Here is a 16,297-nt window from a genome sequence, read left to right on the forward strand (position 1 = left end):
AAATTTAATTTATTTACGATTTATCTCTCAAAAAGCGCGGCTGGGTATTTATATTCATGCAAAAACCAATTTGTTCCATCCGTCTTCTCCTGCGCCCTTAAATTCTTTTTTTCTTTCCTGCATCAGCGATTTTATCTTATTAAGGTTTGCCCAGCAGGTTGCCTGCCTTAGCTCTAAAATCTCGGCAAGCTTATAGGATGATATTTTACCCTTGGTGGTATAAACGATGTACACCATATAAAACGCTTTATTTAGTGGGATTCTACTATTTTGAAAAATTGTTCCGTTAATCACGGACTCTTCATAATCGCAAGAAGCACATCTTTTGCTATAAGGCTGATGTCCCACATAAAAATCAGTATGATTGCATTTTCTGCATTTAAAGCCTCTTTGTTCTTTTAACTCGTGTAAAAATTTAACACATGTTTCGTTATCAGGGTAAATTTTAATGAATTCTTCGTAACTAAGGATTTTAGACATTACGCGAGCTTCTGTAACTTCTGTAATATTCTTCTTTAGCTCTGTGTTGTCTATAGATAGCAATTCATTCATTTTGCGAATCGCTTCGGCCTGCACCAAAAGCTCTTTATTTTGAGCTTCTATAATTTCAGACTTTTCTAATACCTCTCTCGTTCTTAAAGCAACTTTATTCTCCAGTTCTACATTTAATTTGTCTTTAAGCTTTTGCTTAGATTCTAATTCCTGAATAATTCTCTTTTGTGCCTTTTCCTTCTTCTTCTTTAACAGGCGTATATTATCACCAATGGCAAAAGTCACAAAAAGCATCTCCATAATTAAGCAGAAGCTTAAACTATAAAAATTGGCAGGACCAAAAGGCATTTTTCCAATATTTAATACTTTAATGATCCTGATGAGTATTCCAAGAAAAATAAAAGAATATCCTGCGACAAAGAATCTTGCGGGATAATATCCTTTTCTAAGAATTACAATTCCCGAGATGAGCGCTAGTAGTACCGGAATTACTTCTATAACCTTATAAACAAACCAATGATTATTGATAAAAAGACATATCAGAAAGAAAACAGTTCTGAGACTAAGGTAACTTAAGATGATTTTGTCTAGAACCGGAACTTTATGTTTTAAATGCAGAAATTCTCTGGTAAACAGCATACTGAATATAGCAGCGAGATAAAGTGCTACACCATACGCTATTTCGTTCCATCCCGGAGAACCAGGCCAAAGATATTGAAACCCTATTCCGTTAGAGCTTATTTCGAACATGCCTATACTTAGATTATAGAGCACATAAAACAGATACTGTTTTTGCCTGACAGCGAGAAACATGACGAGGTTGTAAAGACAGAATACGAGTATCATTCCATATAAAACTCCCAAAAGCACATATTCTCTCAACCCGTACTGAATGAACCAATTTACTTTTTTGAGTACAATCATAACTGCCGCGGGTTGTTCTGTTTTAACGGCTATATAATATGTCCTGTCTCCTTCAAACCTGCGATTGACATTAAAAGTGAAGTTCTTATGGTGAATTTGTCGTTTCTCAAAGGGAAGCTGGGCCCCGAATTGATGAAGGCGAAAAGAACCTGGTTTGTTTTGATAGTATATTCTTATGTCATCAATTGTCTGATCATAAAATTCAAGCAAGAAAGCTCCTTTAGCATTCGTATTTTCCAGCCTTATTTTATACCAGTAGGTGGATTTACTATTTGATGTTTTTGGAACAAAAGTTCTACTGCTTTTAAAACTTGCATCAAATTCTGCTGAAGATATATTACCGATATCTAACTTTCCTGTCTTATCCTCGAATACTTTTATCTCATTATAAGAAAGAATGTGTTGCTTCGTCTCTGAATCCAGTTTAACTATTTCCTGACAGGTTACAGTTCGGCAAATTGTTATGATTAGAAAAAATAATACGGATAAAAATTTAGACATTTTGTTTAGGAATAACCGGTTGCTTTCGGTTCCTAAATTAATAAATTATCCGCTTTATTTAAATCTAGTGTTCAACTGATACCTTTTTTAAAACAAAATAAAAAGGCAGAATAAATTACACTGTTTTAAAACTCAAAATCCTCCACGCAGAGTTGGAAAATCTTATTAGAAAGGAGGTATAAAATTAAAACTTTACCTTAAAATGCTCTTTAGCCTGGCCTTTCCTAAAGAAGACCAAACCTATCCAAAATAAATCGATTGTGAAGCTTACATCCGGATGATTTTTAACCTCTTCCCAAGCCTCCTTCATTCCTTTACTCCAATAGATATCATCAAAAATCAGGAGGGAATTTTCGTGAACTTTTGGCAAACTCCATTTGAAATAATCGAGGGTTGCATCTTTTCTATGATTTCCATCAATAAAGACAAAATCTAATTTTTGAAACCGATCTATTACATTTGGAAAATTATCATCAAAATTTCCAATCTCTAATTGAATATTACTTAGTCCTAAATCCTGGAAATTTTCCCGCGCTACTTTTGCCGTTTCAGGACAACCTTCCATAGTTATTATAGTAGCATGCGGAGCAGCTTTAGCCAGGTAAGAGGTGGTTACACCTAAGCAGGTCCCCAATTCTATTATATTGGAGGGTTGCATCTCTTTCGCCAACCTATAAATCAACTGAGCTAATTTCTGAGGCTTTAAAGCATTTTTTGCTATTTGTGCAACTGCCTTCTGCTTATTATTATTCATATGCGAGCCGGCACCCAGATCAGTTATGGTAATAATTCTATTGTCTGATATTAACTTTTTACGTAAATCTTCGATATTTTTGTATTCATCTTTAGTCTTTAAATCATAGATAACTTCGTCTATCATTTTATAAACAAAAGGAGAATGTATTCCGTGTCTTGTTTTCGAAGTGAGCCTATGTGTTATAAAGTCTTTAATGAATTGAAATTTTACCATGCGCCAAAGGTAAATAATATGAAGGATATTTTTTGGAAGGCATGACTGGTTGATTTATTTTAAGAGGAGTGATGAACGCGAACGAAATCCCTGCATTAATTAAATTATTAGATGATCCGGATCCGGAGATCTTCAAACATATAGAAGACAAATTGCTTTCTTACGGGGAAGAGATTGTCTCTTATCTCGAGTCGGAATGGGAGAAATCTTTCAATCCGATTCTTCAGGAGCGATTGATCAATCTCATTCATAAGATACAATTCCAAAACATCAAGATTGATCTTGAACTCTGGTTTAACAGCGGCTCTTTCGACCTGTTAAGAGGAATTTTAATTGTTAACAGGTACCAGTACCCCGACCTAAACGAACAAAAGGTCATTAATCAGATTGAAGAGATTAAGCGCGAAGTCTGGATGCAGATGATGTATGAATCCAGTCCTTCTGAGAAAGTAAAACTTATTAACCACGTATTTTACACCATTTACGGATTTAGCGGAAACACCACCAATCATAAAGACCCACAAAATTCATATATAAGCCAGGTTCTGGAATCTAAACGGGGAAATCAGATTAGCCTGGCTATTATTTATTCTATTGTAGCGCAAAAACTGGATATTCCTATTTATGGGGTAAATTTACCGCAGCATTTTATTCTGGCTTATATCGACGAGGAGAACCAAACTCAATACGATAATGACGTATTGTTTTATATCAACGTTTTCAACCGAGGATATATATTTGGCCGGCGCGATATCGATCTTTTCTTAAAGCAGTTGAAAATACAGCCTGACCGCTCTTTTTACGAACCATGTTCGAATGTAGACATCATTAAAAGGGTCCTTCGAAATCTGATATCTTCTTATGAAGAATTAGGATCGGAGGAAAAGGTAAAAGAAATCAGGCAATTACTGGAGGTTCTTGCCTGATTTAAGTTTCCTACATTATTCTGTTAGACAGAAAGGGGCGTCGGCGAAAAAGCGTCCTGACTTTCTATCTCACATAAAAACTATATGCTTATTCTTCTTTTTTTTGTAACAGAAATTTATAGATCAATCCTCCTAAAATGCCACCTAAAATGGGTGCTACCCAAAACAACCAGACCTGAGCAGTTGCCTGTCCGCCTACAAAAAGTGCCTGAGAAAGGGATCTTGCAGGATTTACTGATGTATTGGTGATGGGAATAGAAATTAGGTGTATTAAAGTCAAACCCAGGCCTATAGCTATCCCCGCAAATTTTCCCTTGGCAAATTTATCAGTTGCCCCCATAATAATAATGAGAAAAAACATGGTCAGTAAAAACTCGGCCAAAAATGCCTGCCCCAAAGAATAGCTTTTACCAAAATACACCGCAGAGTCATAAAAATTACTGGCAAAAGCTCCTGCTGCATTACCACCTGTCCCTCCATTTATGGTGTATAAAGCAGCAGCAGCCACTATTCCACCTATACACTGCGCCAAAATATAAGGTATCAGATCTTTCGCAGAAAATCTGCCCCCTGCCAATAATCCAAAAGAAACCGCAGGATTAAAATGCCCTCCGGAGATATGACCTACAGCATAAGCCATCGTAAGCACGGTAAGACCAAATGCAAGGGCAACTCCAAGAAGAAGAATACCTATTTGTCCATTTTCAGCCGGGGCAATGTGCGAAGCGAAGATTGCGCTACCACATCCTCCGAACACCAACCAAAAGGTACCGAAAAATTCAGCAAACAATTTTTTCATTTCTGTTCAATTTAATTGACTAATTAGATTTATAAACTTTAGCATAAAGTTGCTGGTATGGAATTCAAGTAGTATAGATTTTAAGATTATAAATATCTCAGCAAACATCTTCTCATCAAAACACTGCTTCATGATAAAAACGACAGTCTCAAATAAGAAATTAAGCTCAAATTGGTTATACTACAACGGGAGTTTCGTCTAATTATAATTGATAACAAAAGTGATAAAATAAGGTTTTACTTTTTTATTACTGAAGGTCTCGTTCAACTGTTATCCTTCCAAATATATCTTCAAAATTGAAACCTTTTGTAAGGGTGTTTTAAAAACAATTATTAATCGAATCTCAGATTATAAAAAAGAACAGGACTAAACAAAGCCCTGTTCCTTTAATTCAATATTTTAATATCCATTCGTCATCACTATGCTTATAATGTTTAAACTCATAGCCGTCATAACGGTTCAGCCCGTCTTCGGTTCCCATCCAGATATAACCCTCACGATCCTGGATCATACACAGAACCACATTTTGTGATAATCCGTCGTTAATCGTAAGATGTTTAAACTTAAGCTGAGCTTTTGATACCTGCGGTACAACAAGTATCAGAACGAACAACACGAGATGAATTAACCGAACAATAGGCTTGTATTTGAGCATTAGTGTGTTTAGATTCTTCAGGTTGGAACCTAATTTATGCAAAATAATACGCTAAATCTATAATAGCAATCAATATCATTTCAAAATTCCCTGGCTATCCATCCAATTGCCCAACCTGTCAAACCAATAGTCCTTTACAGTCTTGTTGTTTAAGCCAAATCCATGTCCTCCGGTTGGATAAATATGCGCTTCGTTTTTCACCCCTGCTTTATTTAAGGCCAGCATATAATTAATCGAATTTTCAACAGGAACAGACTTATCATCATTGGCATGAACTATAAATGTTATGGGGGTTTTGGAAGTCACTTGCTTCTCGTTCGAATAAAGAGTTATCAAATCCTGTGGAGCATTCTCTCCTATTAAATTATTTCTGGACCCTTTGTGCGTAAATTCGCCGAAGGTAATAACTGGATAAATTAAAATTGAAAAATCTGGTCTAACACTGGTGCCTTTCTTATTCTCAATAGCAACTCTCTCAAAATGAGTAGAAGCTGTTGAAGCCAGGTGTCCCCCGGCAGAAAAGCCCATTATCCCTATCTTGTCTGGATTGATCCCATACTTTGATGCATTTTCCCGAACATATTTTATAGCTTGCTGAGCATCTTGTAATGGTCCGATCTTTTTATCCACCATGATTTCATCACTTGGCAAACGGTATTTTAGAACAAAGGCAGAAACTCCCATTGATGCAAATTTTTCGGCAACATCATAACCTTCATGACTAATAGCCAAACCGCCGTAACCTCCACCCGGACAAATCACCACAGCAGCACCGGTTTTTATATTTCCTTTTGGTGCATAATAACGTAAATTCGGTTCAGTTACTTTACCTGTCCAGTAAGTTCCATTTTCCCTCAAAACCGTTTCTTCTTTATAACTATCAGATTTTTTTTGTCCAGGTACCTTTTCGTAAAGTTTAATATAAGCTAAGTCCTGCGCCAAACCAATTTGTTGCACCATTACAAATACAAAAATAATGAGTATGCCTTTTTTCATTAATAAATACAATTTTGATTTAAATATAATCATTTGATTCCTTTTGTACTTAGACAAATTTCGCTTTAGATCACAATCATTCGTAAGTTCTAATATCTAAAAGCAAATCAATTTTGATTATAAAAAAATTAATAAGTTATTTTATTCTTTTTAAAAATGTAGCATTGTTTGTTTTTATTAAGCAAATTATTAAATTCATGTCATCATAGCCATTTAAACTTTAATTTACTGAAAACTACCAGTTGTCATGGAAAATAAATCGACTAAACCTATTCAAAATATTAACAACAAAAATGTAAAAATGGAAAGTAAGAATAACTCGAGACGAGAGTTTATCAAAAAATCTGCAATTGGGATTGCCTCCTTTACCATTGTTCCCCGTTTCGTACTTGGAAAAGGTTATCTGGCTCCAAGTGATCACCTGACCAAAGGTGTTATTGGTGTAGGATCTATGGGCAGAGGGCACTTCAAATATGCAGGAACCAAAACTGTTGCTATTTGCGACGTCGATTCCAGGCATCTGGCTATAGCACAACAAGCTCTAGGTGGAGGTATAAAAGAATACCATGATTTTAGAGACTTGATTAAATCACCGGAAGTAGATATTGTACATATTGCAACACCTCCTCACTGGCATGGCGTTATGTCTGTGGAAGCAGCAAGAGCAGGCAAAGACATCTGGTGCGAAAAGCCGATGACCAGAACCATTGGTGAAGGAGAAAAAGTAGTGGAAGCAGTTAAACAGCATGGAAACATGTTTAGACTGAATACATGGTTTAGGTTTGATGCCAATTTCTATGGCATGAACGTACCTGTAAAAAAGATTAAAAAATTAGTGGATACAGGAATGCTGGGATGGCCTTTAAAAGTAACCATTAGCCAACATACCGGATTTAACTGGAAATTCTATTGGGTTGGAAGAGAAAATCTTCCAAAACAGCAAGTTCCAAAAGAATTGGATTATGACATGTGGCTAGGCCCTGCGCCATATAAACCTTATAGCGAGCACAGGGTACATACTACTTTCAGAGGGTATTGGGATTATGATGGAGGCGGCTTGGGAGATATGGGACAACACTATTTAGACCCCGTTCAGTATATTTTAGGAAAAGACAATGAGAGCCCAGTTTCTGTTGACGTTGATGCACCTCAGCAACATCCCGATGCAGTGGGTACCTGGAGGAGAATAACTTATACCTATGCAGATGGTTGTCAGATTATTTTAGATGGAGAAGGTAAAGACGTTGGTAAAGCTTTTATCGAAGGTCCTTCCGGAAAACTTTACAAAGGTTTTGTTTGTGACATACCGAATGTTGAGCAAAAGCTGGCTCAATATCCAGATCCGGAAATGCAGGTTACAGACTTCTTACAATCTGTACGTACCAGAGAGAAGTTCGCATTAAATGAAATCAACGGGCACCGTTCGGCAACCCTGGTTAATCTGGGAGCAATTGCCCTTAGACTGAACAGATCTCTTCGCTTTGACTCTGCAACGCAACGATTTGTTAATGACGATGCTGCAAACAGACTAATTTCGCAACCTATGAGAGGCCCATGGTCTATATAACCAAAAAGAAATGAAAAAACTTAATATTTTATACGTCCTTTTATTATTTCATACCGTATTGTACGGTCAATTACCGAAAGGCAGAACCACGGATACAAAGATTGCTGATGTTCTGGCTTTACAACCTGCTGCAGAAAAAGGAAAATTTCTTGACGCTATGCAGGAATTAAAAGGTTTTTCTGCTTCTGAAATTGCTACATTACTTTCACAATTAAGACCTCAGGGAGGCGGAAGAAATCCGGAAATCGAATATCTTACCAATAGCTATTCATTTTATGTTCAAAAAAACGGACAAGAACAAGACCGGCTAACTTTTGTATCAGGACTAATTGAGAGCTTAAATAAAATAAAAGATAAAAACCTACAGGGATATGTCTTGCAGCTGATTCAAAACTGTGGAAAAGACGAAGCTGTAGAAGCCGTTTCAAAATATTTGAATGATGAGTTTCTGGCAGAGAAAGCTGGCAGAGCTTTAACCAGTATAGGATCTGCAAAAGCAGAATCGGTATTGGTAAATGCATTGAAGAACCCTTCTAATGAAAAATCTGCTATTGCTATTGCAACCGCTTTAGGTGCTTTAAAATCTCAGAAGGGAGAACAGGCAATTATTAATTTACTACCGAAATACAGTTCTGTTGATTTCCAAAAAACAGCTTTAAATGCTTTGAGCCAAATCGCACAACCGGGCTCAGCACAAATATTCGAAAGCAAGATAAAAGCCGCCAATTATGCGTATAGTTCTATTGACGAAATGGGATTAGCGCTGAAATATGCACAATCATTAATCAGCAACAATCAAGCAGATGCTGCTGTTAATCTGGCTACAATTGTTTATAATCAGCCTAATGTTGCACCTAATTATAAGAGCGCAGCACTAAAGATCCTCGCAAAAAAGAACCCCGAAAGTTATAAAAACACACTTTTTAAAATCGTACAGGAAGACAATAGTGCTTTGTACAGAAATACCGCACTTTCTTTGATTAATGAAAACTGGGGAAACAATGGCAGTATCAAGTTAATTAGCTTAATTTCTAAATCTAAACCAGAGGTTCAGGAAGCGATATTAAGAAACATAGGTCAATCGGGTAATTCTGCTAATTACAAAAAAATAGAAAAACTAGCTAAGAGCAAATTAAGCGGACAATCTAAAATTACTGCTTTAACAACTTTAAATACACTCGATAAAGCTCAATCAGGCAAATTTCTGATTAAACAATTAGGTCCCGATCTGGAAACAAACAAGGCTATCAAGGCCATTTTATTAACTTCCAAATCTGCAAACTTAATAAATGAGATTAATGCCGCTTTGCCAAAAGCACCAGAAAATGTACAAGTTGAATTACTGGATGTTATTGCACAAAGAAACAATGGAACCTCAGCAAAATTTGTTTTACCGTTGTTAGACAGTCCCAATCAGAAAGTAAAAGATGCGGCTTATAAAACATTTGCCTCTGTGGCGATACCAGACAATATTAAAGTAATTGTTGAAAGGCTTGATAGAGCAAACAAACCAGAGATTACATATCTTCAGGATGCTCTCGTACAAGCGATTAATACCAGTACTCAACCAGAGTCAGAAATAAAAACGCTATCTAAAGAAATCGCTTCAAAAAATGAATCTATAGCCATTAAATACCTGCCGGTTTTTGCAAAAGTTGGAGGTACAGAAAGTTTAAAATCTGTACAACCATACCTTCAATCAACTAATTCCGGAACAAAAGATGCTGCTATAATGGCATTATCCGCATGGAACGATAGCGAAGCTTTAGAACAATTATTTCAATTAGCCAGAAAAGAGAACAAAAATTTCGATTCAATATTTAAGGGATTAATACGTCAAATAAGCTTATCGGAGAAAAACGCTGATCAAAAAACGTTGTACTTGAAAGATGCATTTGAAATTGCTAAAACGGATGCTCAGCGAACAGCTGTGATCAAATCTTTTGCACAGGCCCCAACTTATCAATCTTTGGTATTCGTAGGTGATTTAATAAAAAATCCTGCTTATGCAAAAACTGCAACACCTGTAGCCATGGATATTGCTTTAGACAATCCCCAATACCAGGGTGTAAAAGTAAAGGAGATATTAAATAATGTTCTAAGTAATCTGTCAGGTAGTGAGACTTCCTATTTAAAAGAAGCTGTCAGGAAACATTTAGCAAAAATGTCTGATGTGGAAGGTTATGTTTCCGTATTTAACGGTCAGGATCTAACCGGATGGAAAGGTCTGGTAGCAAATCCTCTCAAAAGGCAAAAAATGACTCCTAAAGAATTAGCTGAAGCACAGGTAAAGGCAGACCAGATTATGAGAGAAGGATGGATTGTAGAGAACGGAACATTGGTATTTACAGGCAAAGGAGATAATATAGCCACTATTAAAGAGTATGGTGATATTGAAATGCTTGTAGACTGGAAATTGGATAAAGATGGAAAAGAAGGTGATGCCGGTGTATATTTAAGAGGAACTCCGCAAGTACAGATTTGGGACACTTCTCGTGTAAAAGTTGGTGCTCAAGTTGGCTCTGGCGGACTCTATAACAATAAAACACATCCTGCAAAGCCTTTAAAAGTTAGCGATAATAAATTAGGGGAGTGGAATACCTTTAAAATCAGGATGGTTGATGATAAAGTTACCGTTCATTTAAATGGCGATCTGGTAACAGATAATGTGGTTCTTGAAAATTACTGGGACAGAAAACAGCCTATTTTTCCTAAAGAACAAATAGAACTACAGGCTCATGGAACCAAAGTATATTATCGAGATATTTTTATTAACGAATTACCAAGAAAGGAAATCTTTCAATTAAGTGAACAGGAAGCAAAAGAAGGCTTTAAAATGCTTTTCGATGGTTCTAGCTTAGATGCGTGGATTCCCGCTAATGGATACAGTATTAACGAAAATGGCCATTTATGGGTAGACCCAAGTTCTAAATTTGGTGGCAATCTTTATACAAAAGAAGAGTTTGCAGACTTTGTTTACCGGTTTGAGTTTAAATTGACGCCTGGTGCTAATAACGGAATAGGAATAAGAGCACCTTTACAGGGGGATGCAGCTTATTTAGGTTCGGAAATTCAAGTTTTAGATGATTCTGCCGAGATTTACAAAAATCTTAAACCTTACCAATATCATGGCTCTGTTTATGGAGTTGTAACAGCGAAAAAAGGCTACCTAAAACCTATGGGCGAGTGGAACCAGGAAGAAATACAAGTAAAAGGAAACAGAGTTAAAGTAATACTCAACGGCACCGTAATTGTTGATGCTGATATTAAAGAAGCCAGCAAGAATGGTACTTTAGATGGAAAATCACATCCTGGACTAGAAAGAACAAGTGGGCACATTGCCTTCCTGGGTCATGGAACAGAAGTTTTCTTCAGAAACATAAGAGTGAAAAAACTATAAACTAAAAACTCCCGATAAGCTAATTTATCGGGAGTTTTTCTTTTCATCCGCCGGTTTTGAGGGATTACCTCAAACATCTATATACGCAATAAAGCAGTTGATCTTTAGAACCTTACGATCTTTATAATTTTCTTTTGCGTACTTTATCGTTAAAAACTAACTATTTCCCCCGTACTCCATGAGGTACGCTTTTATAAATTCATCCAAATCACCATCCAGAACATCCTGTACATTTGACGTTTCGTAATCTGTACGGTTATCTTTAATTAATTTATAAGGATGAAGAACATAGTTTCTGATCTGAGATCCCCACTCTATTTTTTTCTTGTCACTCTCAATGGCTGCACTTTTTTCTCTCCGCTTCCGCATCTCAATCTCATACAATTGCGACTTTAACAAGCGAATAGCATTTTCCTTATTCTGAAGCTGAGACCTCGACTCTTGATTTTTAATAATAATTCCGGTAGGTTTATGATACAAACGCACTGCTGTTTCTACTTTATTTACGTTCTGTCCGCCTGCACCTCCGGATCTGAAAGTTTCAAACTCAAGATCCGCAGGATTAACCTGGATATCTATATTATCATCAATCAAGGGATACACATACACCGACGCGAAAGAAGTGTGCCTTTTAGCATTGGAATCAAAAGGGGATATCCTTACCAAACGATGCACACCATTTTCTCCCTTAAGATGACCATAAGCAAAATCACCTTCAAATTGAAGGGTAACGGATTTTATTCCGGCAACATCTCCTTCCTGAGAATCCTGTTCTATTACCTTACAACCATGCTTTTCACCCCACATGATATACATTCGCATTAGCATACTTGCCCAATCGCAGCTTTCGGTGCCGCCAGCTCCTGCAGTAATTTGCAACACCGCATTCAATTGATCTTCCTCTGCTGAGAGCATGTTTTTAAACTCCAGCTCTTCAAGCATTTTCTGTGCATAGGCATAAGCTTCATCAACTTCATCGGCTGTGGCATCTCCCGATTGATAAAATTCGTACATCACAGCAAGATCCTCTACAGCTGCATTGGCATTACTATATGCCTCTGTCCAGCTTTTCCTGATTTTTATTGTATGAAGTATTTTTTCGGCTTCTTTGGGATTATCCCAAAAGGTAGGTTCTAATGTCATCGCCTCTTCGCGATGCAATTCGATTAACTTGGCATCAATGTCAAAGATGCCTCCTCAGAGACGTTATTCTGTCTCTTAAATCCTGTAATTGTTCTTTGGTCATGTTTTTTGTTGATTCAACTATCTGTCTAACTCTGCTAAAGCCTCCTCTACAGATATCTCTCCATGAGACTGGTCAAGGACACACTCTCCGTCTTTAATGGCTAAAAGTTGAGGGGATTCGTGATGAACCTGAAAGGTATCAGCAATTAGATTGGATATATTTCTATAATTTAACAAATCTAAAAAGTAGCAATCTACATCATCTGTTAAAATATCTTCGTCCATTTCCACTCTCTTCTTCGCCATCAGACTAATAGAGCAACGGGTGCTATGTTTGAAAATAATGGAACGACCTTTTTTTATTTTAAGTTCCTGTATCTGTAATTCTTCTGTTAAATCTATCCAATTCATAGGTATACCTTTCCTCAAAATGAGATCAAAATCCTTAAAATCTCATATCATAAGGGCGTTGTTGCTTTATCTTCTGGCTCTGGCTTCAGGATAAGAGCTGTATGCCGGACACAGCTTAGAAGAAGAGCAGGATTGTAACATAGACAATCCAATTACAGAGATTAATGCTATAAGAACAAATTTTCTCATATTCTATTTTTTATAAAAGTAACAATTTTATATATAATAGTTACTGTACTATTTCAATTTAGATGCCATATCCGCCATCTTAATCGCTGTGATAGCAGCCTCATCTCCTTTATTCCCATGCTTACCGCCAGCTCGATCTAATGCCTGTTCTTGATTATCTGTTGTTAAAACGCCAAAAATGACAGGCTTGGTATGTTTTAATCCCACATTTGCTAAACCATGACCTACCGCATCACAAATAAAGTCAAAATGGCGGGTTTCGCCCTGAATCACGCAGCCTAAACAAATCACTGCATCCAACTCTTTACTAGTTAACAGTATATCTGCTGCTGCAATAAGTTCGTAACTACCAGCTACCTCAACAGAAATGATATTTTCCTCTCTTGTACCGTATTTAAGTAACGACTCATAAGCTCCATTATATAGCTTACCTGTAACTTCTGCATTCCATGCTGCTACAACTATACCGAATTTATACGGCCCTGCTGTAGGTACTGTGGTATGAGAAAAATCAGACAGATTTTTTAGATGACTTGCCATGCTTGTATATTGTAAAAAAGGCTAACTATGATATAGTTAACCTTTCTTTTATTCATTAATTTTTAAAATCTATTTACTTTCTTGTTTACCTTCCGCTCTTGCTATATACATATCAATGTTAGAAGCAACAGGGCTTTGAGGATAATCTTCTTTGATTTTTTTGTATGAATCCAAAGCTGATTTAAAATCTTTTTGCTCTTCGTAAACCAACCCTAATTTCTTCAGATAAATTGGAGCTGCAAAAAGATTATTTCCCTTAGAAATTGCTTTTTTATAATAGTTGATAGCATCATCATACTGTTTCAACTCCGTATAAGCATCACCCGCACTTCCCAAAGCTAAAGGAGCAATAACAGCATCCGAACCGCTGTAATTAACCAGGTTATCAGCTGCTTTTTGGAATTCGCCTTTATTTAAATAAGCTATACCTAAGTAATAATAAGCCAAGTTAGCTGATTTTGTATTTGCGTAGTCAGCAATGATTTTTTCAAAACCCGGGAAATTACCATCACCTTTTATGGCTTTATCCCATTCTTTTGCTTCCCAATATTGTTGCGCTTTGTACATTTGGTCTACCGCTTCCGTTTCCCTTGGAGCCAAATAAAATTTTTGATAAGCGAAGAATAACAAGATTAATCCAACGATAGTTCCACCTATTACCAATAAGCTTTTACGGTTCTCTTGAATAAAATTTCCTGTACTGCCTAAACTTGGCGTTCCTATCTTTGTTGTTTGCTCGGTTTGTGTATTCGACATTTCACTATTATTAAGGATTGCAAAAATAGTGTTTTACTTAAAAACAACAACCTTTTTGCAATTAATTTATTGTAATATAACAGAATATAGTACAAGACATATACCCTATTTCGTTTAATAAAGATTATTTAGCTTCTAAATTACGAAAAAGCATTGAAAGAATAATCTCAAATAGCCTGATAAAGCTCATTTTATCTTATTAAATTTGCATAAGATGTACCTTAAGAATCTCTCTTTAATCAATTTCAAGAATTATGACGAGGCAGAACTTTCATTTTCTGAAGGTGCGAATGCTTTTTCTGGCGATAACGGAGCAGGAAAAACGAACCTTTTAGATGCTATTCATTATTTAGCATTATGCAAAAGTTATTTCAATCCTATAGACAGCCAGCAGATTAAGCAAGAGCAGGATTTCTTTATGATACAAGGAGTATTCGATAAGAACACAGAAGAAATTGTAGCCTGCGGAGTTAAACGAAATCAGAAAAAGCAGTTCAAAAGAAACAAAAAAGAATACCAGCGGCTGGCAGACCACATAGGATTATTCCCTTTAGTTATGATCTCACCAAATGATGTTTCCCTTATTTTGGATGGCAGCGAGGAACGTCGTAAATTTATAGACAATGTCATTTCCCAAACAGATCCGAAGTACCTGGATGAACTTATTATCTACAACAAAAATCTGCTTAACAGAAATAGCCTGTTAAAAAACATTGCCGAAACAGGAAAATACGATCCTTATCTTCTGGAAATTCTGGACGAACAACTGGTAAACTCCGGGAGGATTATTTTCGAAAAAAGGGCTGCTTTTATGGAACGTTTTGTCCCAATTTTCAATCAGCATTATTCTTATTTGACAGACGATGCTGAAAAAGTGGAGTTAATTTATGATTCTCCTTTACAATCCGGAGATTTTCAGGAACTATTGCAGAAATCCATTGAAAAAGACAGAATATTACAGCGTACAACAACGGGTATTCATAAAGACGAATTGATTTTTAGCGTACATGAAATGCCTTTGAAGAAATTTGGTTCTCAAGGCCAGCAAAAATCGTTCTTAATTGCACTTAAACTTGCCAAATACAGCTTTTTGTATCAGGAAAAGGGCTTTAAACCTCTATTATTATTGGATGATATCTTTGACAAGTTAGATGACAAAAGAATCACCAAATTAATGAAAATGGTATCAGAGGACGACTTTGGTCAGATCTTTATTACAGACACCAACCCCGAAAGGCTAAAGCGGGTCTTTAATGACATAAGCGTAGCCCTAAATTTGTTTCATATTAACAACCAACAGGTAAAACATGAGCAGGACTAACGACAAAACTTTAAAAGAGGCTTTAGAGCAAATGCTGAAAGCCTATAAATTAAAAAACAAGTATGACGAAACTTTTGCAGTTAGCTCATGGGAGGAAGTTGTCGGTAAAGCCGTTGCTAACAGAACCAAGGAAATTTACATTTCTAACAAAAAGTTATTTGTACGTATAGAATCTTCTGTTGTTAAAAATCAGTTGGTTATAATGAGATCGCAGATTTTGCAAAGCTTAAATGAAAAAGCTGGAGCCATAGTTGTTGAAGAAATTGTTTTTTTATAGAGATTTCTTCTCATTCCTCCTTAGTACGATAAAATAGATCAGTGTCGTTATACAACTTGTAAAAAAAACTCTTGCAGCAAATACTTCATTTAACATTTCTTTTTTCACAAACAGACCATAAAGCGTTATTGCTATAGCGATTGCCATAAAGAAAATCAAAAACCTGGTATTCCAAATACGCATATTGTTAAAATTTGAAGTAGAAAGTTAAAAGTTTAAAATGGATATACGAATTTTCATGAGCCGGGGACTATATCCTAAGTTGACTAATAATCCATTCAATATCTTTTAAAGCCATTGTCACGCCATCCCGAAGAAATTCTTTGGAGGTGGAAGAAAACCCTATTCAGCATATCTAAGACATGTAGCTATCCTTCATCTTTAATTT

At 36.2% G+C, this 16,297-nt stretch carries 15 protein-coding genes; 5 read left to right on the forward strand and 10 right to left on the reverse strand.

All coding sequences use genetic code 11. From position 1 onward, the window contains the following. Positions 1-54: 54 nt before the first annotated feature. Positions 55-1,917, reverse strand: a complete 1,863-nt coding sequence (locus PEDSA_RS13300; protein WP_013633667.1) for a 7TM diverse intracellular signaling domain-containing protein — start codon at positions 1,915-1,917, stop codon at positions 55-57. Positions 1,918-2,101: 184 nt separating this feature from the next. Beyond that, positions 2,102-2,887, reverse strand: coding sequence for an O-methyltransferase (locus PEDSA_RS13305; protein WP_013633668.1), 786 nt, complete (start codon positions 2,885-2,887; stop codon positions 2,102-2,104). Positions 2,888-2,958: 71 nt separating this feature from the next. Between PEDSA_RS13305 and PEDSA_RS13310 the strand changes: the two genes are divergently transcribed. Further along, on the forward strand, positions 2,959-3,813 hold the full coding sequence (locus PEDSA_RS13310) for a transglutaminase-like domain-containing protein (RefSeq protein WP_013633669.1): 855 nt from the start codon (positions 2,959-2,961) through the stop codon (positions 3,811-3,813). Positions 3,814-3,901: 88 nt separating this feature from the next. Here the strand turns inward: PEDSA_RS13310 and aqpZ are convergent, their stop codons facing one another. The 3 genes from aqpZ to PEDSA_RS13325 form a co-directional block, all read right to left on the reverse strand. After that, positions 3,902-4,612: an aquaporin Z gene (gene aqpZ, locus PEDSA_RS13315; RefSeq protein ID WP_013633670.1), complete on the reverse strand. Its 711-nt coding sequence runs from the start codon at positions 4,610-4,612 to the stop codon at positions 3,902-3,904. Between the two features lie 391 nt (positions 4,613-5,003). After that, the gene (locus tag PEDSA_RS13320) at positions 5,004-5,267 is read right to left on the reverse strand and encodes a two-component regulator propeller domain-containing protein (protein ID WP_013633671.1); all 264 of its coding nucleotides are present in this window, start codon (positions 5,265-5,267) and stop codon (positions 5,004-5,006) included. A gap of 75 nt (positions 5,268-5,342) precedes the next feature. Beyond that, positions 5,343-6,263, reverse strand: a complete 921-nt coding sequence (locus PEDSA_RS13325; protein WP_013633672.1) for an alpha/beta hydrolase — start codon at positions 6,261-6,263, stop codon at positions 5,343-5,345. Between the two features lie 301 nt (positions 6,264-6,564). Here PEDSA_RS13325 and PEDSA_RS13330 point away from each other — a divergent pair, with 301 nt between their 5' ends. Continuing rightward, complete coding sequence (locus PEDSA_RS13330) at positions 6,565-7,830, forward strand: Gfo/Idh/MocA family oxidoreductase (protein WP_041537459.1); 1,266 nt, start codon at positions 6,565-6,567, stop codon at positions 7,828-7,830. Between the two features lie 10 nt (positions 7,831-7,840). Further along, on the forward strand, positions 7,841-11,230 hold the full coding sequence (locus PEDSA_RS13335; RefSeq protein WP_013633674.1) for a DUF1080 domain-containing protein: 3,390 nt from the start codon (positions 7,841-7,843) through the stop codon (positions 11,228-11,230). A gap of 156 nt (positions 11,231-11,386) precedes the next feature. On the opposite strand, the gene prfB is transcribed toward PEDSA_RS13335, so the two are convergent. The 5 genes from prfB to PEDSA_RS13355 all read right to left on the reverse strand — a co-directional run bounded on the left by prfB (position 11,387) and on the right by PEDSA_RS13355 (position 14,311). Then, a protein-coding gene (prfB, locus tag PEDSA_RS13340) for a peptide chain release factor 2 (protein WP_013633675.1) occupies positions 11,387-12,476 on the reverse strand; the annotation gives its coding sequence in 2 pieces (ribosomal slippage) (positions 11,387-12,415 and positions 12,417-12,476; 1,089 coding nt in all). A gap of 17 nt (positions 12,477-12,493) precedes the next feature. Continuing rightward, positions 12,494-12,826: a bacillithiol system redox-active protein YtxJ gene (ytxJ, locus tag PEDSA_RS13345; protein WP_013633676.1), complete on the reverse strand. Its 333-nt coding sequence runs from the start codon at positions 12,824-12,826 to the stop codon at positions 12,494-12,496. Between the two features lie 66 nt (positions 12,827-12,892). Next, the gene (locus PEDSA_RS20525; RefSeq protein WP_013633677.1) at positions 12,893-13,015 is read right to left on the reverse strand and encodes a hypothetical protein; all 123 of its coding nucleotides are present in this window, start codon (positions 13,013-13,015) and stop codon (positions 12,893-12,895) included. Between the two features lie 48 nt (positions 13,016-13,063). Continuing rightward, positions 13,064-13,555, reverse strand: a complete 492-nt coding sequence (gene ribH, locus PEDSA_RS13350) for a 6,7-dimethyl-8-ribityllumazine synthase (protein WP_013633678.1) — start codon at positions 13,553-13,555, stop codon at positions 13,064-13,066. Between the two features lie 69 nt (positions 13,556-13,624). After that, positions 13,625-14,311 carry a tetratricopeptide repeat protein gene (locus tag PEDSA_RS13355; protein WP_013633679.1) on the reverse strand — a complete coding sequence of 229 codons (687 nt, stop codon included), beginning with the start codon at positions 14,309-14,311 and terminating at the stop codon, positions 13,625-13,627. A gap of 214 nt (positions 14,312-14,525) precedes the next feature. Between PEDSA_RS13355 and recF the strand changes: the two genes are divergently transcribed. Together recF and PEDSA_RS13365 are read left to right on the forward strand one after the other, a co-directional pair. Further along, positions 14,526-15,632, forward strand: coding sequence for a DNA replication/repair protein RecF (gene recF / locus PEDSA_RS13360; protein ID WP_013633680.1), 1,107 nt, complete (start codon positions 14,526-14,528; stop codon positions 15,630-15,632). Next, positions 15,619-15,909, forward strand: coding sequence for a DciA family protein (locus PEDSA_RS13365; RefSeq protein WP_013633681.1), 291 nt, complete (start codon positions 15,619-15,621; stop codon positions 15,907-15,909). The genes recF and PEDSA_RS13365 overlap by 14 nt, the downstream gene beginning before the upstream one ends. The last annotated feature ends 388 nt before the right edge of the window (positions 15,910-16,297 follow it).

This window comes from Pseudopedobacter saltans DSM 12145, from assembly GCF_000190735.1.
In the GTDB taxonomy this organism is placed as follows: domain Bacteria; phylum Bacteroidota; class Bacteroidia; order Sphingobacteriales; family Sphingobacteriaceae; genus Pseudopedobacter; species Pseudopedobacter saltans.